Origin of the sequence: Amycolatopsis sp. lyj-90 (genome assembly GCF_046549035.1) — a bacterium.
GTDB lineage: Bacteria > Actinomycetota > Actinomycetes > Mycobacteriales > Pseudonocardiaceae > Amycolatopsis.
This window is the reverse complement of record NZ_JAJPWP010000014.1, coordinates 214050-237653: the sequence shown is the minus strand read 5'-3', so window position 1 is coordinate 237653 and position 23604 is coordinate 214050. Positions and strand designations below refer to the sequence as shown.

Here is a 23604-nt window from a genome sequence, read left to right as displayed (position 1 = left end):
CCACGCTAGTTCACGCAGGGAACGCTCGACGCGGCGAGAGCCGCACCGGGGGCGCTGCCACCGCCGCCGCGGCCCACCAGCCCGGACACGAAGGTCCGCACGGCGGCGGGGTCGATCTCGACGATGCTCTGCCCGTCCGCGCTGCGGCCGTTGATGTTGATCACCGGGATGGTCGTGAACGTCAGGTCGCCCGACGCGATCCCCTTCGCCTGCTGCGCGAACTCCAGCAGGTCCAGTCCTTCGTCCAGGACGATCGACCGGCGTACGACGTCCATCAGGCCGCTCATCGTCGACGGGCTGGTCAGCGTGCCCGCCGAGAGCACCTGGTTCAGCGCCGAGGACAGGAAGGTCTGCTGCCGCACGATGCGGTCGAGGTCGCCGCGCGGCAGGTTCTTCCGTTGCCGCACGAAGGAAAGCGCCTCGCCGCCCGAGACGGTCTGTTCACCGCGCCGGAAGTTCGCGCCGGAGTCCTTGTCTTCGGTCGAGTGGTTCAGGCAGACCTTGACGCCGCCCAGCGCCTCGGTCAGCAGGTAGAACCCGAGCAGGTTGACCTCGGCGTAGTGGTCGATGCGGATCTGCGTCAGGTCCTGGACGGTCTGGACCAGTGCCTTGCGGCCTTCCTGGTCGGAATCGCGTTCGAGTTTCGCCTGGTCGGGCTCGCCGCGGTGCGCGTTCGCGTAGTTGGCCTTCGCGACCCCGTACGCCGAATTGACCTTGTTCGGCCCGCGGCCGGGGATGTCGGTCCACGTGTCGCGCGGAATCGAGACGCCGGACGGCTTCGCGCCGTTCTTCGGGATGCGCAGGATGATGATGGTGTCGGTGTTGACGCCCGGCTTCTCTTCGGTGCGCAGTTCCTTGAGGACCTTGAGCGGCAGCGGATTGCCCTGCGCGTCGGTACGGGCGTCGCTGCCGACCAGGAGGATGTCGTTCGCGCCGTCGTCGGCGGGTGGCGCGGCGGGGTCGTCCGGCTTGCTCAGCGCGTTCGTCGTCGGGACATTGTTCTGCAGCTGGTCCTTGGTGACGTAGGCGTAGCCCGTCGTGCCGAGGGCGAGCAGCGAGACGAGACCGACCGCGATCCGGCGGGTGACCCGGCCGGCGCGGCGCAGCGGGCGTTCGGGCACGGCGAGCACACCCGAGACCGCTTCGTCCTCGGGCGGGACGGACGGCTGGGGCAGTGGGTTCCGCGGGTATGGCGTCGGGACGAACCGGGACTTTTCGTCACTCTCGGTGTCCGAGTCGGCGTCGTCCTCCGGCTCCGATCGCTCGGTGTCCAAATGCTCAAAATGTTCATCGAGGTCCTTGTCCTCGCTGCCCATCCCTGTTCACCTCCCCTGGCGCTGCCTCTGGTCCGATCGTAGGAGAAGGCTAGGCCACCGGTAGGGCGGCCACGCTGAGTACCCGGACATTAATTGACGCAGGGCACATTGCCCGCGACGATCGGCGTCGTGGTGGGCGCCGCCGGAGCGCTGGAGGGCGGCTGAGCCGGCTGCGAGGGGGGCGACGTCTTCGACGGGGCCGTGGTCGCGCCAGTGCCGGCGGAAGCGCCCTTGAAGTCCTTGCCGAGCAGGACCCGCACCTTGCCGGGGGCGACGTCGCGATCCGCTTCGGCCTGGATCGTGGTGCCGAAGACCTGCTTGATCAGGGCCAGCGCGTCTTCGTCGCCCGGCGCGTAGCGGACGACCGTGGAGTTGCGGGTGCTGAGCTTGCTGTCGGGCGCCAGTTTGAAACCCTTGCCCTGCAAGAGGTTCCGTGTCTCGGTGGCCAGGGCGGGGGAGCCGGAACCGTCGAACAGTTCGACGGTCACCGTTTCCGCACCCGGCAGCTTGGCCGGGGTCTCGGTGGGCGCGGTCTGCCCGTCGGAGGTCAGGCGGGTGACTTCGGCCTGCACCTGCTCCGGGTCCACCCGGAGCACGGCGGCGCCGCCGATGGTCGCGTCGCCCTGGGTCGGGATCGTGTGGAACTCGACGTTGCCGCTGGTCAGCCCGCGCATCTGGGCGGCGAACTCCGGCAGGTCCCAGCCCGCCGACAGCACGACCGACTTCTTCACCGCGGCGATCAGGTCCGAGATCTTCGCCGGGTTGATCAGGACGTCGGAGGAGAGGACCTTGTTCGCCAGCCCGGACAGGAAGGCCTGCTGCCGCGCGATCCGGTCCAGGTCACCATTCTGCAGGTCGTACCGCTGACGGACGAACGCGAGCGCCTGGACGCCCTCGACGGACTGCCGTCCGGCGGGCAGGTCGACGCCGGACTTCTTCTCCTTGACCGGGCCGTTGAGGCAGACCTCGACGCCGCCGATCGCCTTGGTGATCTCGTAGAAGCTCGACAGGTTCACCTCGGCGTACCGGTCGATCATCTTCGGCTTGCCGATGAACTTCTCGAGCGTCGCGATCAGGTTCTTGCGGCCGGCGTCCTTGGCCTTGGCGTCGACGTCCTTGAGGTTCGAGTTGCCCTGCTGCTGCAGCGTCTTCGACGTGTCGTTGTAGGCGTACACGTACGCGCTGTTGAGCTTGTGCTTGCCGAAACCGCCGGTGATCTCGACCCACGAGTCGCGGGGGAAGGAGATCGCGACCGCCTTCTTACCGTTTTGGGGGATGTGCACCAGGATCATCGTGTCGGTCTGGCGCTCGCCGTCGGAGACGCCGGCGTGCAGCATGTCGAGGACCTCGCGCGGCAGCGGGTTGCCCTGCGCGTCGGTGCGGCTGTCCTGGCCGACGAGGAGGATGTCGATCGCGCCGTCCAGCGGTTTCGCGGGCGGGTGGCCGTTGTCCTCGAAGATGTTCGTGGTGGCGAAGCCCTGCGACGGGTCACCGATGAACTGCCAGCCCCACCAGGTCAGCGCCAGGATCGTGATCGAGACCAGGCTGAACACGACCTTCACCCCACGGCGGGCGAACACCACGACGCCGCCGCCACGGCGCGCCGCGATGGGTGGCCCGGGCCACTCGGTCACGTGCGGTCCTCCACGAATCTCCCCAGGGCACACTCGTGCCTCGCCGGTAACTCTACTGACCCTCGTGTTAGACGTCCGTAGGCTGGTGAAAGGTTGCCCCGGTCGTGACACACTCGGCTGGTCCGGGAAGTCGTAAAAGGAGGATCACGGGATGCGGGTGCTGGTCACCGGAGGTGCCGGTTTCATCGGTTCGCATTACGTCCGGCAGGTGCTGACGGGTGCGTATCCCAGCCTTGCCGACGCCGAAGTGGTCGTGCTCGACAAGCTGACTTACGCGGGCAACGAAGCGAACCTGGAGCCGGTGAGCAAGAGCCCGCGCTACCGCTTCGAAAAGGGTGACATCTGCGACGCCACCCTGGTCAGCGAGCTGATGCGGGGCATCGACCTGGTCGTGCACTTCGCCGCCGAGTCCCATGTGGACCGTTCGATCGCCGGGGCCGCCGACTTCGTGCTGACCAACGTGCTCGGCACGCAGACCCTGTTGCAGGCCGCGCTCGAGGCCGAGGTCGGGAAGTTCGTCCACGTCTCCACCGACGAGGTCTACGGCTCGATCGACGAGGGATCCTGGGCCGAAGACCACGCGCTGGAGCCGAATTCGCCGTATTCGGCGTCGAAGGCGTCCTCGGATCTGTTGGCACGTTCCTTCTATCGCACCCACGGACTGCCCGTCTGTGTCACGAGGTGCTCGAACAACTACGGTCCGTACCAGTTCCCGGAGAAGGTCATCCCCCTCTTCGTGACGAACCTGCTCGACGGCAAGAAGGTCCCGCTCTACGGTGACGGACTGAACGTGCGTGACTGGCTGCACGTGGACGATCACTGCCGCGGCATCCAGCTCGTCGCCGACGGCGGCAGGCCGGGCGAGGTCTACAACATCGGCGGCGGCACGGAACTGACCAACCGCGAGTTGACCGAGCTGCTGCTCTCCGCCGTCGGAGCCGGCTGGGAGAGCGTCGAGCCGGTCGAGGACCGCAAGGGGCACGATCGCCGGTACTCGGTCGACATCACCAAGATTTCGAAGGAACTCGGCTACGCACCGCAGAAGTCCTTTGAGGACGGTCTGGCCGACACTGTCGCCTGGTACAGCGGAAACCGGCCGTGGTGGGAGCCGCTGAAGAACCGTGCGGGGGCGTGACGGGTGCTGAGTGTTCTCATACCGGGCGGATCCGGCCAGCTGGGACAGGGCATCGCGGCGCTGGTGCCCGATGCTTTGACACCGTCGTCGTCCGAGCTGAACGTGCGCGACACCGGCCAGGTCATCGCCGCGGTGACCGCACTGGCGGACCGGGCACGGGCGGCCGGGACATCGCCGGTGGTGATCAACGCGGCGGCCTACACCGCGGTGGACGCGGCGGAAACCGATGAGGAGCGGGCCTTCGCGGTGAACGCCGACGGTCCCCGGGTGCTCGCCGCGGCGTGCTCGTCGCGCGGGGTGCCGCTCATCCACGTGTCGACGGACTACGTTTTCGCGGGTGACGCGACTTCGCCGTACGAGACCGGCGATCTGCTGGGGCCGCTCAACGCGTACGGCCGGACGAAGGCGGCGGGCGAGGACGCGGTGCTCGGATCGGGGGCCCGGTCCTGGATCGTGCGGACGTCCTGGGTGTACGGCAAGACCGGGTCGAACTTCGTGAAGACCATGGCGCGCCTGGAGAAAGAGCGCGAAGAACTGTCCGTTGTGGACGATCAGGCCGGTGCGCCGACCTGGTCCCGCGATCTCGCCGCCGGGCTGCTGGAACTGGCCGGTCGCGTGGCCGCCGGTGAGGGGCCGTCGCAGCGGGTGCTGCATTGCACGGGTGGCGGGTCGACGACGTGGTGCGGGTTCGCGCGGGCGATCTTCGCGGAACTCGGCGCGGATCCGGCGCGCGTGAAGCCCTGCACGACTGCGGAGTTCCCGCGCCCGGCGGCGCGTCCGGCGTACGGGGTGCTGTCGAACGCTTCATGGCGCGAAGCCGGTCTCACGCCGCTTCGGGACTGGCATGACGCGCTGAAGGCATACTTCGCTTCCTGACCCCTCACGCGTTTCGTCCTCTAGTTGCGGTCATTGTGCGTGCAACTACCGCAACTAGAGGACGAAACGCGGCGGGGAGTCAGTGCGTGGTGCTGGCCTTGCGGTAGGCGGCGACGGTGAGTTCGGCGCACGCGCGCCAGGTGAAGTTCGCGACGTGGGCGCGGCGCGCGGCGGAGGTGGCGACGGCGTGCGGGTCGCTGACGGCGATCCGCAGTGCCTCCACGAGACCGTCGACGTCCTCGTAGGGGACCAGGCTCGCGCAGTTCCCGGCGACTTCGCGCAGCGCCGGGATGTCTGTGCACACCACGGGCACATCCGACGCCATCGCTTCCAGCACCGGGAGCCCGAAACCCTCGTCGCGCGACGGCAGCACCAGCGCGCTGGCCCCGGCGACGACCCGCCGCAGGTTCACGTCCGACAGGTAGCCCACGTGCCGCGAACGGTCGCCCACGGAGAACTTGCCGGGGCCGACGAACACCAGCTCCGGCAGATCCGGCGCGGCCTCGTGGGCCTGCTGAAGCCAGTGCAGGCCCTTGCGGGGGCCGGGAGCACCGGCGAAGAGCAGGTACTTGTCCGGGAGGCCGAGTTCCTTGCGGCGTTCCTTGTCCGGCGGCCGTGCGGTGAACCACGCCGGGTTCACCCCGAGCGGGGTGACCACGATCTTGCGGCGGTCCACGTCGAGCCGTTCGGCGACCTGGTCGGCGACGGCGTTCGTGGGCGTGCAGATCACGTCGGAGAGCCGGGCGCCCCGGCGGACCAGTTGCGGGAGTTCGTGATCGCTCGGCGCGAGTTCCTCGGGAGCGTCCAAAAAGGCCAGATCGTGGATCGTCACCACACCCGCCGCGCGGAACCGGCCGGGCAGCACGAAGTTGGTGCCGTGCACGACGTCCGTCGGCCCGGCGAACAGTTCCACCGGCGGTAGCTGCGACCGCAGCCACGTCTTGCGCAGCAACCGTGCGGACACCGGCATCCCGCGGGCCCGGACGCCGTGCGGGAGCACGTGCCGCAGCCGTCGCCAGCCGCGCAAGGTGAACGCCACCGCGCGAGTGTCCACTTCGGACATCGACGCGAGCTCTTCGGACAGTGCGACCGTGTACCGGCCGATACCGGTCCTGGCGCCGAGAAGCGGGGTCCCGTCGAGCAGGACGCGCAAGGGGCGATCAGCCACGGCCGAGCCTCTGCTTGGCGACCTTGAGCACCCGGCCGCCGACGCGCCGCACGAGTTCCTTCGGGCCGCCGTCGGCGAGGTACTCGCGGATCAGGTCGGCGTCGCGGCGCAGCATTTCCTTGCCCCGCACCGGCGCGGTGACCACGAGGTCCGCCGAACCGGGCAGCCGGTCCGCGGCGGGCCGCGGGTTCCGGCAGAACTCCACCAGCGGTTTCAGCGCTTCCGGCCAGGCGTAGCGCTGGGCGACGGCGGCCATCCGCTCGACGCAGCCGGCCGCGAACTCCTCGTCGTACAACGCCTTTTCCAGCGCGTCGGCCAGCGCGTCCACGTCCTCGGCCGGGACGACGACGCCGAGCCGTTCCTCGCGGACCAGGTCGGCGAACGAGTCGCCGTCGGTGGTGACGATCGGCAGGCCCGCCCACAGGTAGTCCAGCACCCGGGTGCGGAACGCGAAGGTCGTCTCGACGTGCTCGTAATGCGTGGTGACGCCGCAGTTCGCGTCCAGCAGCCAGTTCTGGCGATCCTCGTACGGCACCCACTGCTGGTTGAAGAACACGTGCTTGCCGGTGAGCCCGAGCGTTTCGGACAGCAGCATCGTGCGTGCGCCGATGTCCATCTCGGTGACCTCGGGGTTGGGATGCTTCATCCCGAGGAACACCAGGCGGACGTCACCGCGGCGCTGCCGCAGCCGTTCGATCGCCCGGACCAGGGTGAGCGGGTCGAACCAGCTGTAGACCCCGCCCGCCCACAGCACGACGTGATCGGTTTCCCCGATGCCGTCCAAAGTGGACCGAAGGCCGGGGCCGGTGCGAACCGGCGCTTGCGGCGAGAGGCCGAACGGGACGATCGAGAGCAGCGACTGCGTGGTCGGATCGGCGTCGTACAGCCGCGGCGAGAGCCTGCCCATCGCGGCGAGGTGCCCGAGCCAGAAGTGGCGCTGCCGTTCCGACGCGCACAGGAAGAAGTCCCCGCGTTCCAGTTGCGCGTCGAGGACCTTGGTGACGCCGATGAGGTCGAGCGCGCGTTTGTCGTCGGGGACGCCCTTGCCCTGTTCGAGCAGTTCCAGGTGCATCGGGTCGTACAGGTCCGCGACCACGATCTTGTGCGCGTACTGCTTCTTGAGCGAGGGCGCGAGTTCCAGTACGTGGCCCTGCAGGACGATGATGTCGGCCCAGGCGATCGGTGCTTCCAGTTCGCGCCGGGTCGCCGCGCTGACCCGGAACGGCGCGGGCGGCGGGTCGGCGAGGGGATTCACCGTCACCAGGTGGACGTCGTGCTCGGCGGCCAGGGTCGCGGAGATGTTCCACGCGCGGATCGCCGGGCCTGCCATCCGCTCGGTGATCGCGTCGCCGGTGATCACCAGTACCTTGCGGCGCTGGCCGAAGATCGCGTCGATACCGAACGTCTCGACCAGGATTTCGTGCGCGGCGAGATAGCGCGGCAGCGGGTACGCGGGCTCCAAGGCCTTGCGCAGCAAGGGAAGCAGATCGGCGTCGGTGCGGACGCGGGCGGCCTGCTCGGCCGCGCGGGATTCGGCGAGCGACGGCAGCAACTCGACGAACTGGTCGATCGCCAGCACGCCCGCCAACGTCGTCCGCGGCACCTCGACCGGGCCGGTTTCGGCCGGGCCGACGCCCTGGGCGAGGTCGAACTGAGTGGCGTCGAGGTCTCCGCGCGCCGTCGCCCGGCGGACGGCCAGCGCCAGCGCGGCGGGCAGCGCGCGCGAGAGGGTCTCGTCGGAGAGGTTCTTGTACAGCGCGGCCAAAGCGTTGCGCTCCAGCAGGAACGTCTCGCGACCCGAATCGGGTGCGTCCACTGTGGACATCGTGGCGTGGTGCTTGTGATAGGTCAGCGACTCCGGCACGTACCGCACGCGCCAGCCGCGCAGGTTCAGCCGCCAGCCGAGGTCGACGTCCTCGTAGAACATGAAGAACCGCTCGTCGAACCCGCCGAGTTCGGCGAACACCCCGGCGCGGACGAACATCGCCGAACCGGTCGCGAACAGGACGTCCTTGGCGATCTCGTGCTCGGCGGCGGGGACGTCGGCCAGCGGGCTGCCCGCGTGGCGTTTGTAGCCCATGCCGAACCAGGTCAGGCCCGCGTCGACGAAGTCGGTGCCGGTGCCGTCCCAGTCGAGGACCTTGCTGGCCACCGCGGCGACCGTCGGCTGCGCGCGCAGTTCGGCGACGGCCGCGCCGACCCAGCCGGGCGCCGGGCGGGCGTCGTTGTTGAGGAAGGCGAGGACGGTGCCGGTGGCGTGCTCCGCGCCGAGGTTGCAGCCGCCCGCGAAACCGGAGTTCACCGGGGACTCGACGAGCTTGACGCCCGGAGCGGCGGCTTTGATCTCGGCCACGTCGGTGCCGCCCGAGGCGTTGTCGACGCAGATGACCTCGAGGTTCGGGTAATCGTGTTCAGCGAGCGCGCGCAGGCAGGTGACGGTGTCGGCGGCTCCTCGATAGTTCACCACGACCACCGAGACGACCGGTTGCGTTTCCCCCTGCGCCAAAGTCGTGCTCCCTGCTACTCGAATGGCCCAAGCTTAAAGCCCGGCCCACGCCTCCCAGACCGCGCCTCGGTCGAGCGCCGCGCGGCGCCCGACGGCCCGCCGCTCGAACAGCGTGCGCGGCAGGCGGGCGGCGACGGCACCCAGGACCCGGCATCGGAGGCTGAGACGGAAGTTCGGGGCCGCCGGTTTCCCACGGAGAGGGAGGATCGCGGTCAGCGCGGCGAACTTCACCAGCTGGCGGATCGCCACCGCGCGCGGAGCACACCGGAGGAGGGTCAACAGACGGTTGCGTTCATTCCACAGGTGGAACTGGACCGAACCCGGTTGAGTGCTCGCGCCATGCAGGTGGGTGACGTCGGCTTCGGCGCCGACGACGTCCCAGCCCGCGAGGCGGAGGCGCCACGCGGTGTCGGTGTCCTCGTAGTAGCAGAAGTAGGAGGCCGGGACGCCGCCGATGGAGCGGAGCGCCTCCACGTCGAGCACCGCCGCGCCCCCGCAGAAGCCGAAGACCTCGGCGGCGGGTTCGGGCAGGTCGGCGCCGTGCCCGTCGGCGGTCAGTCGGACGCCGGTGGACTGGACGGTGCCGTCGGCCAGCGTCAGCCGCGCGCTCACGGCCGCGGCGAGCGGGGCGTTCCCGAGGGTGTCTTCGCAGGTCGCGAGCCAGTCCGGGGTGGGCGCGGCGTCGTCGTTCAGCCACGCCATCAGCGGGGTGTCCACTTTGTCCAGCGCGGCGGCGATGGCACCCGCGTAACCGGTGTTGCACCGCAGCCGGAGCACCTCGGGTTTCGACGGGTGGGCGGCGAGCAGCGCGGCAGTCCCGTCGTCCGAGGCGTTGTCGACGACCAGGGTGCGGTGCGGACGGGACTGCGCCGCGAGGGCGTCGAGACAGTCGGTGATGTGCGCGGCGCCGCGCCAGGTGACCACGACGACGGTGGTGCTGGTCATGCCAGAGAGAATAGAGACCATGCCCGAACTGGTCGTGCTCGCCGAGCAGCTGTTGGCGCCCGTCCCCGGCGGGACCGGCCGCTACACCGGCGAGCTGCTGCGGGCGCTCGCCGAGACCGCGCCGCCCGGTTGGACGGTGTCGAGCGTGGTCGCACGGCATGCTGACGTCGAAGCCGCGGTCGTCGAAGGGGTCGAGGGGCCGCGCGTGCTGCCGATCCCGCCCCGGGCGCTGATCGCGGCCTGGCAGCTGGGCCTGCCGTGGTGGCCGGGCGGCGACGCGGTCCACGCGCCGACGCCGCTCGCGCCCGCCCGGGTGCCGAAGGGGCGGACGTTGTCGGTCGCGGTGCACGACACCGTGCCGTGGACGCATCCCGAGACGCTGACCCCGCGCGGCGTCGCGTGGCACAAGGCGGTGATCGCACGGGCCGCGGCACGGGCGACCGCGCTGACCGTGCCGACGCGAGCGATCGCGGACGAGCTCGCCGGGCTGGTGCCGGTTTCGGTGCCGCTGCGCGTGATTCCGCACGGCGTGCGGCCGCATGCCGAGTTCGCCGAGGTCACGGTGCCGGAGCGGTACGTGCTGGCGATCGGGACGATCGAGCCGCGCAAGGGCATCGACGTGCTGATCGACGCCGCGGGCCGGATCGGGGTGCCGCTGGTGCTGGCCGGGCAGCCCGGCTGGGGCGGGATCGACCCGATGGCCCTGGCGCGTGAGCACGGCGCCGACGTCCGGGTGCTGGGGAAGGTGAGCGACGCGGAACTGGCGTCCGTGTTGCGGGGGGCGTCGGTGCTGGCGATGCCGAGCCGAGCGGAGGGCTTCGGGCTGCCGTTGATCGAAGCGATGGCGGCCGGGGTGCCGGTGGTGCACTCGGACGTCCCGGCACTGGTCGAGGTGGCCGGGGGAGCGGGCGTCGTCGTCCCGGTCGGCGAGGCGCAAGCGCTTGCCGACGCGCTGAGGGGCGTACTGGACCATTCGGAGCAGTCTGTGTCGCTGCGTGACCGCGGTCTCAGCCGTTCGAGTGAGTTCACCTGGCAGCGTGCCGCTTCCGCTGTTTGGGCCCTTCACCTGCGCGGTTAGTTTGTCGGTTCCCCACCGCGGGGGAGGGGTGCCGTCGTACCCTGCGAGGGTGAGCGATGACCCTCGCGTGCTGATCGACGCGACAGCCGTCCCGGCCGACCGGGGTGGCGTCGGTCGCTACGTGGATTCGCTGGTCGCGGCGCTGGACGAGGACGGCGCGCGGATCACCGTCGTCTGCCAGCCGCGGGACGCGGTGCTGTACGACCGGCTGGCGCCCGGTGCGCGGATCGTGCCCACTTCGCCCTCGACGTCGACCAGGACGGCCCGGCTGACCTGGGAACAGGCGACCCTGCCCCGGCTGGTGCGGCGGCTCGCCGCCGACGTCGTCCACTCGCCGCACTACACGATGCCGCTGGCCAGCCCGGCCGCTTCGGTGGTGACCCTGCACGACGCGACCTTCTTCACCGACGCTGTCCTGCACTCTTCGGTGAAGGCGCGCTTCTTCCGCGCTTGGACCGCGACGGCGCTTCGCCGCGCGACCCTGTGCGTCGTGCCGAGCCTCGCGACGGCGGCCGAACTGGAGCGCGTCGGCCAGGTGCGGACGGCCGAACTGGAGATCATCCACCACGGCGTCGAACCGGATCGGTTCCATCCGCCGTCCCCCGCCGAAATCGAGGCCGCGCGCCAGGCCGTCGGACTCGGGAAGACGCCTTACGTCGCTTTCCTCGGCGCGCTGGAACCGCGCAAGAACGTCCCGGCGCTGATCCGCGGCTTCGCGCACGCCGTGATCGGCAGGCCGAACCCGCCGGCGCTGGTGCTGGCCGGACAGCCGGGCTGGGATTCGCAGGTCGAGCGCGCGCTGGACGCCGTGCCACACCGGCTGCGGGTGATCCGGGCGGGCTATCTGCCGTTCGACACCCTCGCCGGTTTTCTCGGCGGGTCCGAACTGGTCGCGTACCCGAGCCTTGGCGAGGGATTCGGGCTGCCGGTGCTGGAAGCGATGGCATGCGGCGCGAGTGTGCTCACGACCCGGCGGCTTTCGCTGCCGGAGGTCGGCGGGGACGCGGTCGCGTACTGCGGTGTCGGCGCCGGAGATGTCGCGGCGGCCATTTCGGAACTGCTCGACGCTCCCGCGCGGCGGGCAGAACTGGCCGAAGCCGCGCAGCTGCGGGCGAAGGAGTTCTCGTGGGCGACGACCGCGGAGCGCCATCGGGAGGCTTACGCGAAGGCTTGGTACCGGCATGCGCAGCGGCGGGCTGGCTGAAGGGGCCTTTGCCCGCTTTAGATGCAGGGAAAGGGCCCTTCGCCGCGTCGGATGCGGGTATGGGCCCCTTCAGCTCCTGCCGGCGTCGGGGGTGGGGGCCGGAATCGCGTTCGGTGACGGGTGGACAATGGCCGCGTGACTGAGCACCCCAGCTACGGCGACGGGATCGCCGTCGTGACCGTGACGTACTTCCCCGGCGAGACCCTCGAGAAGTTCCTCGACACGCTCGAAAAGGCGACGGACCGGGACGTCCAGGTCGTCGTCGCGGACAACGACTCGACCGACGGCGCGCCGGAGAAGGCCGCCCGCCGGGAGAACGTCAAGCTGCTCAGCATCGGCGAGAACGTCGGTTACGGCACGGCCGCCAACCGCGGCGTCGCGGAGCTCGACGACAGCTACGGCTGGGTCGTCGTGGTGAACCCGGACCTCGAATGGGAACCCGGCTCGCTCGACGCGCTGCTGGAGGTCGCCGGGCGCTGGCCGCGAGGTGGCGCGTTCGGGCCGCTCATCCACGACCTCGACGGCACCGTCTACCCGTCGGCCCGGCTGCTGCCGTCATTCGGCCGGGGGATCGGGCACGCGGCGTTCGGCAAGATCTGGCCGGGCAACCCGTGGACGCGCCAGTACCGGCAGGAGACCGGCACCCCGGTCGAGCGGACGGCGGGCTGGCTTTCCGGGTCCTGCCAGCTGTTCCGTCGCGAGGCCTTCGACTCGGTCGACGGATTCGACACGCGCTACTTCATGTACTTCGAGGACGTCGACCTCGGCGAGCGGCTGTCCCGCGCGGGCTGGCTGAACGTGTACGCGCCTTCGTCGAGCGTCATGCACATCGGCGGGCACTCGACTTCGCAGGCTTCGGAGAAGATGCTGCGCGCGCACCACGACAGCGCGTACCGCTACCTCGCGGACCGTCACCGCGGTCTCCTGTGGAAGCCGGTCATGCTCGCGGTGAAGGCCGGTCTCGCGCTGCGGCTCAAGCTGGAGACGCGCAAGAAGTAGCCGTTCCGGTCAACGGAACTCGCGCGACTCGCGAACTCGCCGTGGTTACCGTCGGTGCATGGATTTCGCCGAGTTGGACGCCTGGTTGACCGAACGTGCCGGTGAAGACCGCTTCTCCGGGGTCGTGCTGATCCGTCGCGGCGACGAGACGCTGTTCGAGCGCGGATACGGCTTGGCCAGCCGTCGCTGGTCGGTGCCGAACGCGCCGGACATCCGGTACGACACCGCGTCGATCACCAAGGTCATCACCGCGATCGCCGCCTTGCAGCTGGTCGAGCAGGGACGGCTGGACCTCGACCGTCCGATCGGCGAGATCATCGACCTCACCGGAACGGCGATCGCGACCGGGGCGACGACGCGGCAACTGCTCACGCACACTTCCGGCATCGCCGACGACGCCGACGAAGAGGCGGGCGAGAGCTACGAGGCGCTGTGGGTCGACAAGCCGGTGTACTCGGTCGTGAACACGCGTGACCACCTGCCCAATTTCGCTTACCGGGCAGCGAATTTCGCGCCCGGCGAGGGCTGCCGGTACTGCAACTCGGGGTACGTCCTCGCCGGTCTGGTGATCGAGGCGATCGTCGGCGGGCCCTATCGCGAGTATGTCCAGGAAACCGTGCTCGACCGCGCAGGAATGACCGAGTCGGGTTTCTTCGACCGGCGCGATCCGCAGCCGAGGGTCGCCGAGGGCTGGGACGAGATCTTCGACGGCGACGTGGTCACCGGGTGGAAGCAGAACATCTTCAGCTACCCGCCGATCGGTTCACCCGATGGGGGTGCCTACTGCACCGTCGGCGACCTCGTCCTGTTCCTGCGGGCGATCCGCGAAGAACGACTCCTGTCGCCGGAGCGCACGAAGGAGTTCCTCACGCCTCAGGTGCTCCACAGCAAAGGTGTCTGGTACGGCTTCGGCCTCGAATTCGTCCTGGAGCAGGACGGCTCGGTGTGGAACTACTACAAGGACGGCGGCAACGCCGGTGTCTGCTCGCTCGCGCGGCACTATCCGGGTGAGGGGCTGGATGTCGCCATGTTGTCGAACGCCACGTACGGCGGGGGCGCGGCGATACAGGAGATCGATCGGGTGATCCGGGCTGGCTGATGTGGTGGGTCCCTGAACGCTATGAAAGGCCCGTTACTTGCAAAATTTGCAAGTAACGGGCCTTTCATAGCGCGCGCGAGGGGCTAGATGCCGTCCAGCCGGCGCGAAAGGTTCGAACGCCCCGAAGGGTTCTGCTTCACCGTCGGGACCAGGCCGCCGATCTCGTTCTCGGCGGTCTCCGGCTCCGGGTGCTCGATCAGGGGGCTCTTCACCGGTGCGGCGGGCGGCCGCCGGGTGAGCGGGGTCGTCGCCTGCGGCAAGGGCCTGGTCGGCTGCATGCCGGGACGGCGCGGGTACGGCTGGGGCTGCGTCGAGCCTTCGCCCCGCGCCGGCGGCAGGTCCATCCGCGTCGTCGGCTCGGGCCCCGCCAGCGGGTGATCGTTCTCCGCGATCAGCGAGGCCGGTAGCTGGGTGGTCGTGTCCGGGTCCGATGAACGGTCGATTTCGGCGACCACCGATCGGGGGATCTGCTGGGTGTTCGCGGAGTCCATCGGCGACGTCGCGTTGTCCGGTGTCACGACGAAGGCTCCACGCGCGCTGGCGCGTGCGAGCAAGGCGTCCGCCCGAGCACGGGGGTCCATTCCCCTAGGCCTCCCGACTGACCTGGGGCCCTCTGGGTTCAGGGCCGACTGTGTTGTGTTCAGGGTAGGCCCTAGGAGCGGCCGCCGTCAGCAGACCCGCAAACGTCTTCCGACAAATGTTGGCGAGCACCTGGCGGGCCGCGGAGAGCTCAGGCTTCCATGTCCGACAGGATCCGGGTGCTGGAGTCGGCCTTGTCCGTGCCGCCGATGCCGTAGAGCAGCGCGATGTTGTTGCGGGCGCCCGCCTCGATCTCGTCGGCGGGAAGCTCGTCGACGCTGCGCCGGTCGCCGCCGTTGCAGAACTCGAGCTCCGTGTCCGGGTACGCCGCCCGGATCAGGTCGAACGATTCGTTGATGCCCGGCCCCTGCTCGACGGCGACGTACACGTCGTCGACGATGCGCAGCGCGCGGACGATCCTGGCCCGGATGTCCTCGGTCTGGATCACCCTGCCCTTTTTGAGCACTTGCTGGTGATCGTTGTTCACGATGACGATCAGGTAGCCGGACCGCGCTTGCGCGTCCTCGAACAGGTCGAGGTGGCCCTGGTGGAGCGGGTTGAAGTACCCGCTGACGATCGAGGCCTTCGCCGGTCGCTCGGTCATCGTCGGTGTCCTCCATCGGCTTACGGTTCGGGTGGCCCGGACAACCCTAGCCGAGTGCCGGGTAGTTTCATCGTGTGCTGTTCCGCCCCGGCTTCGAACTCGACCTGGACACGGTGCTGGGTCCGCTGAGCCGTGGGTCGCGCTCGCCCAACGTCGTCCGCACCGAGGGCGGGGTCACCTGGCTGGCCGCCAACACCGCGGACGGCGCGGGCACGCTCGCGCTCCTGCGGCGCGCGGACGGCGAGATCGAGGCGGAGGCCTGGGGCCCCGGCGCGGACAGGCTGCTCGACGGTGTCCCGGCGATGCTGGGCGCGCAGGACGACGACTCCGACTTCGTCGCGCACCACGATGTCATCGCGTCGGCGCGCCGCCTCAATCCGGGACTGCGGCTCGGCTCGACGGGCCGGGTGTGGGACGCGCTGGTGCTCGCCGTGCTGGAACAGAAGGTGACCAGCACGGAGGCGCTGCGGTCGTGGAGCGAACTGTGCCGCTGGTTCGGGGAACAGGCGCCCGGCCCGGGGCCGTCACGACTGCGCGTGCCGCCGACGCCCGTCGCCATCCGCTCCATTGTGGACTGGAAATGGCATCGCGCCGGGGTGGACCTGAAACGGCGGACGACGCTGATCACCGCGGCCCGCGTCGCGCCCCGGCTGGAGAAGGCCGCCGAACTCAAGGGTGCCGAAGGCCGGGCCTGGCTGCGGAAGGTGCCCGGCATCGGCGTCTGGACCGCGTCGGAGATCGCGCAGCGCGCCTGGGGAGACCCGGACGCGGTGAGCTTCGGCGACTACAACATCCCGTCGATGGTCGGGCACGCGCTCGTCGGCACGAAACTCGACGACGCCGGGATGTCCGAGGTGCTGGCGCCGTATTCGCCGCAGCGCCAGCGCGCGGTGCGCTACCTGTCGACGGCCGGATTCCGCCGTCCGAGGTTCGGGCCGAAGATCGAACTCCGCGACTACCGCGCGATGTGACTCAGTTGCCCCAGCCCTGCGGCGGGTAGGGCTGCTGCTGGCTCGGGTACTGCGGCTGCTGAGGCGGGTACGGGCCTTGAGGGCCGCCTTGCGGGTACTGAGGCGGGTACGGCGGCTGCGGCGGGGCCTGGGGCGGATAAGGCGGCGGCTTCGGCTTGTTGAGCGTCTTGATCAGGAAGTAGACCCCGACGCTCACGCCCGCGAGTACGGCCACGATGAGCACCAGTTGGATGATTCCGACCACGACGGGCCCCCTTAGTTCGTCCCAGCGGAGGGTAGATCAGCCCAGGGCCGCGTCGACGATCGCCTTCGCCTCGTCACGGTCGAGGCCCAGTTTCCTGGTCAGCGCGGCGTAGTCGGCAGCCGCCTGCCTGGCCCGCTCGCGGGTCTCGTCGCCGACTGCGCTGACGAAAGTGCCCGCCCGGCCACGGGTCTCGATCAGGCCCGCTTCTTCGAGCTCGCGATAGGCCTTCGCGACCGTGTTCGGGGCGATGCCGAGGTCCTCGGCCAGTTTCCGCACGGTCGGGAGCTTCGCCCCGACGGGCAGCGAGCCGTCGTTGATCCGCGTCGCGTAGGCGGTGCGCACCTGCTCGAAGGGCGGGACCGAGGAGTTCGGGTCGACCCTGACCATGCGCTTCTTCTCCCTGCTCGGGTTACTGGCGGGGCGGGAGGACCTGGGTCCGGTCCCCGCCGGGGACGACCTGGGTGGCGTCACCCCCGCCGCCGGGCACCACCTGCGTCCGGTCGCCGCCCGCGGGTGCGACGACCTGGGTGCGATCGGCGCCGGCGTCCGACTGCTGCTGCCGGGACACGACCTGCGTTCGGTCAGCGCTGCCGTCGACCGGCGGCCCGGCCTGCGGAGGCGGCGGAAAACCGGGCTGGGACATCGAAGGCTGCGGCATCGAAGGCTGCGGCATCGGCGGCTGCGACATACCGGGCGCGCCGAAGGGGCCGGGGGCGCCGGGCGGCGGCGCGAAGCCCATCGGAGCGGGGGCCGGGGGCGGCGGGAAGCCGGGAGCCTGGCCATAACCGGGCTGAGGCGGCGGGAAGCCGGGCTGCTGCTGCCAGTTGCCCTGCGGGGCGGGGCCACCGGCGGGCGGCGGAGGGGGCGGGAAGCCCGGAGCCGGGCCGCCACCGCCGAAGTTCGGGTTCTGCGGGAAGGTCATCGGCGGCTTCTTCGCCTGGTTGACCTTCACGATGATCACCACGACCACGATGATGATAATGATGATCGCCAAGATCAGCAGGACCCAGCCGGCGCCGTCACCGTCCCCGCTGCTGTGGACCCGGACCCGGTCCAGGTATGGCGTCAGCGTCGTCAGCATCATTCCCCCTTTTGAACGTCAGCCGACACCCTAACGGCCGGACGTTGCGGGGAGGGCCGCTTCCACCAGTTCGGCGAGATCTTCCGATCCTTTCGGCAGGGAATTCACCGGCCACCAACGAAGATCGTCCGATTCGTCGCTTTGGACCGGTTGTGCGTCCCGGGGCGCGCGCACCGCGAAACGGACGTCGAAATGCCGGGTCGGCACGCCGAGCGAGCAGGTGATCGGGTGGACGTCGAGGTGTACCGGGACCGGGTCGATCACCAGGTCGTCGATCCCGGATTCCTCGCGTGCCTCACGTAAAGCGGCCGCGGCGAGCGTGGTGTCCTCCGGCTCGCAATGCCCGCCGAGCTGAAGCCAGCGCCCGACCCGCGGGTGCAGCGTGAGGAGGACGTTCTCCGCGTCGGCGTCGAGAAGGACGGCCGACGCGGTGATGTGCCCGGCCGCGCATTCGCGGCGACAGACGTCGTCGCGGGCGGCGAGGAAGCCCAAATAGGCCTGGCGCAAGGATTCCTGCGCGGCGTCCGCCGGTCGCCAATGGGACAAAGTGGACACGGTGTCTTCGTGCAGGGTCACAGTTCGAGAAGTCCTTCACCGGGTTCGACGGGTCCGCGCGCGGGCGGCAGGGCGGCGGGGTGCCCGATCGCGACCGCGCCGAGCGGTTCCCAGCGCGCGTCCAGGCCGAGGATCTCGCGGACGAGGTCGGCGGCGAAGATGGTCGACCCGATCCAGCACGAGCCGAGGTCTTCGGCGGCGAGCGCGACCAGCAGGCCCTGCACGGCGGCGCCACCGGCGACGGTGAACATCGTGTGCTCGCAGGCGTTCCGCCGGTCGTCGCGGTAGGTGTGCGCGCCCTCGGCGACGAGGAACGGCACCATGACCTCGGGCGCGTTGTACAGGATGTCGCCGCGGCTGAGGCGTTTCGCGACCTGCTCGGGGGTGAAGTCGTCGCCTTCGAGATCGGCCTGCCAAGACGCCTTCATCGCGTCGAGAAGCTTGTGGCGCAAGCCTTCCTCGCGCAGCCACACGAACCGGACCGGCTTCGTGTGGTGCGGCGCGGGCGCCGTCAGCGCAGTCCCGACCGCGCGGCGCAGCACCTCGGGATCGACCGGCTCGTCGGTGAACGACCGGATCGAGCGGCGCGCGAGCACCGCTTCCCGGCGGCCCTGCGCGAGGGCTTCGTTGGTGCCGAGCCGGAACAGGTCCTCTTCGACCGGGCGGATCAGCTTGCGGGCGGTGGACCCGTCGTCGGTCAGGCGCAGCCCGCGGACGACGGCGGCCGGTGTGCCGCCGAGTTTGCCCTTGACCAGATCCGCCGCGGCGGCGAGTTCGTCGGCGATCGCCACCTCGGTGACCGCGAGTTCGTTGCCTTGGCTGTCGACCTCGCCCGCGTACGAATGCAGCACCCGCAGGCCGGACGAGCCGATCGCGGCGTCGGTCTGCCCGACCCGCCACGCGCGGCCCATCGTGTCGGTGACCACGACGGCGATCTCGACGCCCAGCCGTTCGCGCAGGCCGTTCCGCAGCGCGAGCGCGGAGGCGTCCGGATCGGACGGCAGCAGCGCGACCTCGCCCGAGGCCACGTTCGACGCGTCCACCCCGGACGCGGCCTGCACGATGCCGAGCCGGTTCTCGGTGATCACCGTCCGGTTGATCCGCGCGATCACGCGGACGGACTCGTCCTCGACGAGTTTGCGCCGGGCGGCGTCACGCTCTTCGGGGTCGGCCGGGACCTGGATGAGCATGCCCTCGACCTTGGAGACGATCTTGCTCGTCACGACCAGGACGTCGCCGGAGCGCAGCCACGGGGCCGCGCCGACGAAGGCCCCGGTCAGGTCGTCGCCGGGGCGGAACTCCGGGAGGCCTTCGACCGGCAGGATCTCGATCTTCGCGGAAGCGTGGTCAGTCAACGGACACTCCGGCCAGCTCGAAAGCGGCGCGCACCATCGCCTCGGTCGCGTCCACATCGGACATCAGCAGCGGGACGTCGCGGACGGCGACTCCCGGCACGTCCACGGTCTCGCCCTCGGCGACCAGCCAGCCGTCGAGAACGCCCTCCGCGGATTCCTTGCGGGAGCCGTAGTGCCGCCCGACGGCCTCGGCCGAGGTCTCCACGCCGATCGCGCTCAGGCATGCGTCGGCCATACCGCGCAACGCCTTCCCGCCGATGATCGGCGAGATGCCGACGACCTTGGCGCGCGTCTTCCGCAGTGCGTCGCGGATTCCCGGGACGCCGAGGGTCGTGCCCACCGACACCACCGGGTTGGACGGCGCGAACAGCACGAGGTCGGCGCCCGCGATCGCGTCGAGCACGCCCGGCGCCGGTTTGGCCTCGTCGGCGCCGACGGCGATGATCGAGTGCGCCTTCGGCTCGGCGCGATAGCGCACCCACCACTCCTGGAAGTGGATGGCCTTGCGCTGGTCCGGATCTTCGGGGTCGTCGATCACGACATGCGTTTCGACGCGGTCGTCCGACATCGGCAGCAGGCGCACGCCCGGCTGCCAGCGGTCGCACAGTGCCTCGGTGACCTGCGAGAGCGGATAGCCGGCGCGCAGCATCCGCGAGCGGATCAGATGCGTCGCGATGTCCTTGTCGCCCAAACCGAACCAGGTCGGCTCGGCGCCGTACTCGGCGAGCTCCTCCTTGACGGTCCAGGTCTCGCCGGAGTGGCCCCATCCGCGCTCTTTGTCGATCCCCCCGCCGAGGGTGTACATGCAGGTGTCCAGGTCCGGGCAGATGCGCAGACCGTGCATCCACACGTCGTCCCCGGTGTTCACCAGCGCGGTCACCTCGTGCGGCGATTCCGGGGCGGAACCGATCGCGGGCAGACCCAGTGCTTGCTTGACCCCCAGCAGGAAGCGGGCCCCGCCCACTCCGCCGACCAAAATGACGACCTTCACGACGGGCGATCCTCGCACGCGTCCGGACCCGGGGCCCAGTAGCGGTACCTGTGGTGCTCCGTACAGCCCAGGTCTTCGTAGAGTTTCAGCGCGCCGGAGTTCGCCACCGCGACCTGCAGCAGCATCCCGTTCGCGCCCTGACCGGCGGCCCAGGCGCCCACGGCGTTCATCAGCCCGCGTGCCAGCCCCCGCCGCCGGAACTCCTCCCGGACCTCCAGCCGGGCGACGTGCAGCCACTCGCCGACGATCGCGCCGCGCACCGCCCCGGCCGTGACGCCGTCCAGCTCCACGACCCCGAAGCCGATCTTGCCGGTGCCGAGAACGTGCCTCGGCCCGTCCGCCGGCTCCGCGCTACCGGTCGTCAGTTCCCACCATCCGGGCGTCGGCTCGTCCAAAACCACCGCTCCCGCCGAGGTCCCGCGCGAGAGCGGGCCCGTCATCAGGCGAACCTCGTGCGCGGGGCGGTGTTCCACATACTGGACCCAGCCGTTCGCGGCGATTTCGTCTTCGATGGACGTGTTCTGGATCACCTGCACGACGGGTGGGATGGCATGATCGTGCGCGAAGTCACAGACCGCCCGCAGGGCCTCTGGCAGGGGTTTTCCCGGGTCACCGATCGCCAGGGCACTGTTCGCCCGGGCGGTGAACCCGTCCGCCCAGCGCAGCCTCCAGTCGCCGATCCGGCTCTCCAGCAGGGGCGTCCAGGCCTGGCTGCAGGCGAGCTCGAGCATTTCCGCAGTGTTCACGGTTAGATTGTGACAAGGAAGGCAGTGGGAGGAACCCGATGAGCATCGCGCGCAAGGACGACCGGCACAACGAAGACCTGGTCCGCGAGATCTCCGACGGCTTCAACCGGGCTTTGGGCTCGGAGAACGCCGTCGAGAAGGCGGACGCCGAAAAGGCGAAACCCGCCGCGCCGAAGTTCGTCATCACTGGGGACAGCAGGGCCACTCCGCCGCCTCGCCGGAAAGACCGCTGAAAGCCCATACCCGGGGTACGGATAAGGGTGGCCTAAGCGGGCCGGTCGCGCCCGTGGGCGCGTAATGTCCGTTGCAGACTGGTGAAGCAGAGATAAAGCAGGAGTGCGCAGTGACCTACGTGATCGCCGAGCCCTGCGTCGACGTGCTCGACAAGGCGTGTATCGACGAGTGCCCCGTGGACTGCATCTACGAGGGTGACCGCATGCTGTACATCCACCCGGACGAATGCGTCGACTGCGGTGCCTGCGAGCCGGTTTGCCCCGTCGAGGCGATCTACTACGAGGACGACGTCCCCGACGAGTGGAACGACTACACCAAGGCCAACGTCGACTTCTTCGACGAACTCGGCTCGCCCGGTGGTGCTTCGAAGGTCGGCAAGACCAGCCACGACCCCGCCTTCATCAAGGCTCTTCCCCCGCAGGGCGAATGAGCCGGGTCGTCCTTCCTGATTTTCCCTGGGACTCCCTCGCCGAAGCCAAGACGAAGGCCCAGGCGCATCCCGGCGGCATCGTCGACCTGTCGATCGGCACGCCGGTGGACCCGGTCCCCGAGAGCATCCGCGCGGCGCTCGCGTCCGTTTCGGAGATCCCGGGGTATCCGACCACGCACGGCATCCCCGAGCTGAGGGCCGCCGCGATCGAAGCGCTTTCGCGGCGACACGGTGTCGAGGGTGTTCCTGAAGCGGCCGTGCTGCCGACGATCGGTTCCAAGGAACTGGTCGCTTCGCTGCCTCGGCAGCTGGGCTTCGGCCCGGGTGACCTCGTTGTCATCCCCGAGGTGGCGTACCCGACGTACGAGGTCGGCGTGCTGATGGCGGGTGCTTCCCTGCTTCGCGCGGACAGTACTTTCGCGCTCGGCCCGCAGCGGCCGTCGATGCTGTGGCTGAACTCGCCGTCGAACCCGACCGGGCGTGTGCTCGGTGTCGACCACCTGCGCAAGGTGGTCGAATGGGCGCGGGAACGCGACGTCGTCGTGGTCTCCGACGAGTGTTATCTGGCGCTGGGCTGGGAAAACGAGCCCGTGTCGATCCTGCACCCGTCCGTGCACGGCGGCTCGCTCGACGGCCTGCTGGCCGTCCACTCGCTGTCGAAGTCCGCGAACCTCGCCAGCTATCGCGCCGGATTCGTCACCGGCGACCCGAAACTCGTCGCCGGTCTGCTGGAGATCCGCAAGCACTCCGGGCTGATCGTGCCGCGTCCGGTGCAGGAGGCCATGGTCGCCGCGCTGAAGGACGACGAAGCCCTTGCCGTCCAACGGGAACGTTATGCGCGCCGCCGGCTGGTGCTGCGGAAGGCGTTGCTGGACAGCGGTTTCGAGATCTCGCACTCGGAGGCGGGGCTCTATCTCTGGTCGACGCGCGGGGAATCCGCGCTCGACACGGTCGACTGGCTCGCCGATCGCGGCATCCTCGCCGCGCCGGGCACGTTCTACGGGCCGACGGGTGGCGGGCACGTCCGGATCGCCTTGACTGCGACGGACGAGCGGATCGACGCTGCCGCGGAGCGGCTCACCGCCTGAGTTGGGCGCGGTTGGTGCGCCTCGCGGCGTGCTATGAAAGGCCCGTTACTTGCAAATTTTGCAAGTAACGGGCCTTTCATAGCACTGGGGGTGGGGGCACTCAGACCGCGTCGCGGCCCGTGAACCCCCGGTAGATGAACCGCGTGAGCGCCTCGATGGCTTCCTCTTCGGAGGCCGATGAGGGGTCGAGCAGCCACGTGTGCGCGAAGCCGTTGACCAGTTCGGCCATCATCGCGAGCGAAAGCCGTTCCGACGCCGGGAGCTCCATCCCCGCCGCGGTGATGTACCCGAGGTGGTCGAGGATGTCGGCCGCCTGCTCGGCACCGAACCGCGCGAAGGTGCGCGCGAAGTCGTCGCTGACCATGGCGGCTTGGCGCAGGGCGAGCATCGTCGCGGCGTTGTCCCGATGGAAGTTCCAGTACTCGCGGACGTGCCAGCGCACCGCGTCCGGGTCGGTGAAGTCGGCTTTGTGCTCCGGCAGGGACGCGTTGACGTCGCTCGCCGCCGCGAGGTCCGCGAGGAGCGCTTCGAGCAGCTCCTCTTTGCCCGCGAAGTGGTTGTAGAACGATCCCGCCGCGCGTCCGGCTTCCGCCGTGATGTCGGTGATCTTGGTGTTCAGGTACCCCTTCGCCGCGAAAACCCGCTTCGCCGCGTCCTTGAGCGCGGCCTCGGTCTCCGCCGCCTTCTCCTTGCGGCTCGTCGCCGTCATCGGCACCTCCTTGACACGGAAGGCTAGCAACGGTCATAGTGAATCAAGATTCACTGA

General features: G+C 69.8%; 25 protein-coding genes. 10 read left to right on the top strand and 15 right to left on the bottom strand.

Translation table 11 applies throughout. The features are described from left to right. Positions 1–5: 5 nt before the first annotated feature. The gene (locus ACLJPX_RS40320; RefSeq protein WP_410605483.1) at positions 6–1316 is read right to left on the bottom strand and encodes an LCP family protein; all 1311 of its coding nucleotides are present in this window, start codon (positions 1314–1316) and stop codon (positions 6–8) included. Positions 1317–1405: 89 nt separating this feature from the next. Next, positions 1406–2950, bottom strand: a complete 1545-nt coding sequence (locus ACLJPX_RS40315; protein WP_410605482.1) for an LCP family protein — start codon at positions 2948–2950, stop codon at positions 1406–1408. Positions 2951–3101: 151 nt separating this feature from the next. Between ACLJPX_RS40315 and rfbB the strand changes: the two genes are divergently transcribed. Further along, positions 3102–4085 carry a dTDP-glucose 4,6-dehydratase gene (rfbB, locus tag ACLJPX_RS40310; protein WP_410605481.1) on the top strand — a complete coding sequence of 328 codons (984 nt, stop codon included), beginning with the start codon at positions 3102–3104 and terminating at the stop codon, positions 4083–4085. 3 nt (positions 4086–4088) lie between these two features. After that, complete coding sequence (rfbD, locus tag ACLJPX_RS40305) at positions 4089–4961, top strand: dTDP-4-dehydrorhamnose reductase (protein ID WP_410605480.1); 873 nt, start codon at positions 4089–4091, stop codon at positions 4959–4961. Positions 4962–5040: 79 nt separating this feature from the next. Here rfbD and ACLJPX_RS40300 read toward each other — a convergent pair whose 3' ends face one another. Genes ACLJPX_RS40300 through ACLJPX_RS40290 form a run of 3 tightly spaced genes read right to left on the bottom strand, consistent with a single transcriptional unit; the run spans position 5041 to position 9580 of the window. Continuing rightward, positions 5041–6129 carry a glycosyltransferase family 4 protein gene (locus tag ACLJPX_RS40300; RefSeq protein ID WP_410605479.1) on the bottom strand — a complete coding sequence of 363 codons (1089 nt, stop codon included), beginning with the start codon at positions 6127–6129 and terminating at the stop codon, positions 5041–5043. Further along, positions 6122–8635 carry a glycosyltransferase gene (locus ACLJPX_RS40295; protein ID WP_410605478.1) on the bottom strand — a complete coding sequence of 838 codons (2514 nt, stop codon included), beginning with the start codon at positions 8633–8635 and terminating at the stop codon, positions 6122–6124. The genes ACLJPX_RS40300 and ACLJPX_RS40295 overlap by 8 nt, the downstream gene beginning before the upstream one ends. Positions 8636–8668: 33 nt before the next feature. Then, the gene (locus tag ACLJPX_RS40290; protein WP_410605477.1) at positions 8669–9580 is read right to left on the bottom strand and encodes a glycosyltransferase family 2 protein; all 912 of its coding nucleotides are present in this window, start codon (positions 9578–9580) and stop codon (positions 8669–8671) included. A gap of 19 nt (positions 9581–9599) precedes the next feature. Here ACLJPX_RS40290 and ACLJPX_RS40285 point away from each other — a divergent pair, with 19 nt between their 5' ends. The 4 genes from ACLJPX_RS40285 (at position 9600) to ACLJPX_RS40270 (ending at position 13960) form a co-directional block, all read left to right on the top strand. Then, positions 9600–10658: a glycosyltransferase family 4 protein gene (locus ACLJPX_RS40285; RefSeq protein WP_410605530.1), complete on the top strand. Its 1059-nt coding sequence runs from the start codon at positions 9600–9602 to the stop codon at positions 10656–10658. Positions 10659–10725: 67 nt separating this feature from the next. After that, positions 10726–11862: a glycosyltransferase family 4 protein gene (locus ACLJPX_RS40280; protein ID WP_101612432.1), complete on the top strand. Its 1137-nt coding sequence runs from the start codon at positions 10726–10728 to the stop codon at positions 11860–11862. A 135-nt stretch (positions 11863–11997) separates the two neighbouring features. Next, a complete protein-coding gene (locus tag ACLJPX_RS40275) occupies positions 11998–12861 on the top strand; it encodes a glycosyltransferase family 2 protein (protein ID WP_174720511.1) in 864 nt (287 codons plus the stop codon). A gap of 58 nt (positions 12862–12919) precedes the next feature. Continuing rightward, entirely contained in the window at positions 12920–13960 is a 1041-nt protein-coding gene (locus ACLJPX_RS40270) for a serine hydrolase domain-containing protein (protein ID WP_410605476.1), read from the top strand. A gap of 83 nt (positions 13961–14043) precedes the next feature. Here the strand turns inward: ACLJPX_RS40270 and ACLJPX_RS40265 are convergent, their stop codons facing one another. Both ACLJPX_RS40265 and ACLJPX_RS40260 read right to left on the bottom strand, forming a co-directional pair. Next, positions 14044–14541, bottom strand: a complete 498-nt coding sequence (locus tag ACLJPX_RS40265; protein ID WP_410605475.1) for a hypothetical protein — start codon at positions 14539–14541, stop codon at positions 14044–14046. A gap of 149 nt (positions 14542–14690) precedes the next feature. Further along, positions 14691–15143 (bottom strand): adenylyltransferase/cytidyltransferase family protein, encoded by a 453-nt coding sequence (locus tag ACLJPX_RS40260; protein ID WP_020633630.1) that lies wholly within the window; start codon positions 15141–15143, stop codon positions 14691–14693. Between the two features lie 74 nt (positions 15144–15217). Here ACLJPX_RS40260 and ACLJPX_RS40255 point away from each other — a divergent pair, with 74 nt between their 5' ends. Then, positions 15218–16114: a DNA-3-methyladenine glycosylase family protein gene (locus ACLJPX_RS40255; protein WP_410605474.1), complete on the top strand. Its 897-nt coding sequence runs from the start codon at positions 15218–15220 to the stop codon at positions 16112–16114. Position 16115: 1 nt separating this feature from the next. Here ACLJPX_RS40255 and ACLJPX_RS40250 read toward each other — a convergent pair whose 3' ends face one another. Genes ACLJPX_RS40250 through ACLJPX_RS40220 form a run of 7 tightly spaced genes read right to left on the bottom strand, consistent with a single transcriptional unit; the run spans position 16116 to position 21071 of the window. Next, positions 16116–16358, bottom strand: a complete 243-nt coding sequence (locus ACLJPX_RS40250; protein WP_410605473.1) for a hypothetical protein — start codon at positions 16356–16358, stop codon at positions 16116–16118. Positions 16359–16394: 36 nt separating this feature from the next. Beyond that, complete coding sequence (locus tag ACLJPX_RS40245) at positions 16395–16745, bottom strand: GntR family transcriptional regulator (RefSeq protein WP_101612436.1); 351 nt, start codon at positions 16743–16745, stop codon at positions 16395–16397. Between the two features lie 22 nt (positions 16746–16767). Continuing rightward, positions 16768–17439, bottom strand: a complete 672-nt coding sequence (locus ACLJPX_RS40240; RefSeq protein WP_410605472.1) for a hypothetical protein — start codon at positions 17437–17439, stop codon at positions 16768–16770. Positions 17440–17469: 30 nt separating this feature from the next. Beyond that, positions 17470–18015 (bottom strand): NUDIX hydrolase, encoded by a 546-nt coding sequence (locus ACLJPX_RS40235; RefSeq protein WP_410605471.1) that lies wholly within the window; start codon positions 18013–18015, stop codon positions 17470–17472. Beyond that, positions 18012–19349, bottom strand: a complete 1338-nt coding sequence (locus ACLJPX_RS40230; protein WP_410605470.1) for a coenzyme F420-0:L-glutamate ligase — start codon at positions 19347–19349, stop codon at positions 18012–18014. Before ACLJPX_RS40230 ends, ACLJPX_RS40235 begins: the two co-directional genes overlap by 4 nt. After that, entirely contained in the window at positions 19342–20340 is a 999-nt protein-coding gene (gene cofD, locus ACLJPX_RS40225; RefSeq protein WP_410605469.1) for a 2-phospho-L-lactate transferase, read from the bottom strand. Before cofD ends, ACLJPX_RS40230 begins: the two co-directional genes overlap by 8 nt. Beyond that, positions 20337–21071: a GNAT family N-acetyltransferase gene (locus ACLJPX_RS40220; RefSeq protein WP_410605529.1), complete on the bottom strand. Its 735-nt coding sequence runs from the start codon at positions 21069–21071 to the stop codon at positions 20337–20339. Before ACLJPX_RS40220 ends, cofD begins: the two co-directional genes overlap by 4 nt. Positions 21072–21124: 53 nt before the next feature. On the opposite strand from ACLJPX_RS40220, the gene ACLJPX_RS40215 reads away from it, so the two are divergent. The 3 genes from ACLJPX_RS40215 to dapC all read left to right on the top strand — a co-directional run bounded on the left by ACLJPX_RS40215 (position 21125) and on the right by dapC (position 22838). Then, positions 21125–21319, top strand: a complete 195-nt coding sequence (locus ACLJPX_RS40215) for a hypothetical protein (RefSeq protein ID WP_101612442.1) — start codon at positions 21125–21127, stop codon at positions 21317–21319. A 110-nt stretch (positions 21320–21429) separates the two neighbouring features. Then, on the top strand, positions 21430–21750 hold the full coding sequence (gene fdxA / locus ACLJPX_RS40210; RefSeq protein WP_016331413.1) for a ferredoxin: 321 nt from the start codon (positions 21430–21432) through the stop codon (positions 21748–21750). Further along, the gene (gene dapC / locus ACLJPX_RS40205; RefSeq protein WP_410605468.1) at positions 21747–22838 is read left to right on the top strand and encodes a succinyldiaminopimelate transaminase; all 1092 of its coding nucleotides are present in this window, start codon (positions 21747–21749) and stop codon (positions 22836–22838) included. Before fdxA ends, dapC begins: the two co-directional genes overlap by 4 nt. Before the next feature lie 100 nt (positions 22839–22938). On the opposite strand, the gene ACLJPX_RS40200 is transcribed toward dapC, so the two are convergent. Next, positions 22939–23547, bottom strand: a complete 609-nt coding sequence (locus ACLJPX_RS40200; RefSeq protein WP_410605467.1) for a TetR/AcrR family transcriptional regulator — start codon at positions 23545–23547, stop codon at positions 22939–22941. Between the last annotated feature and the right edge of the window lie 57 nt (positions 23548–23604).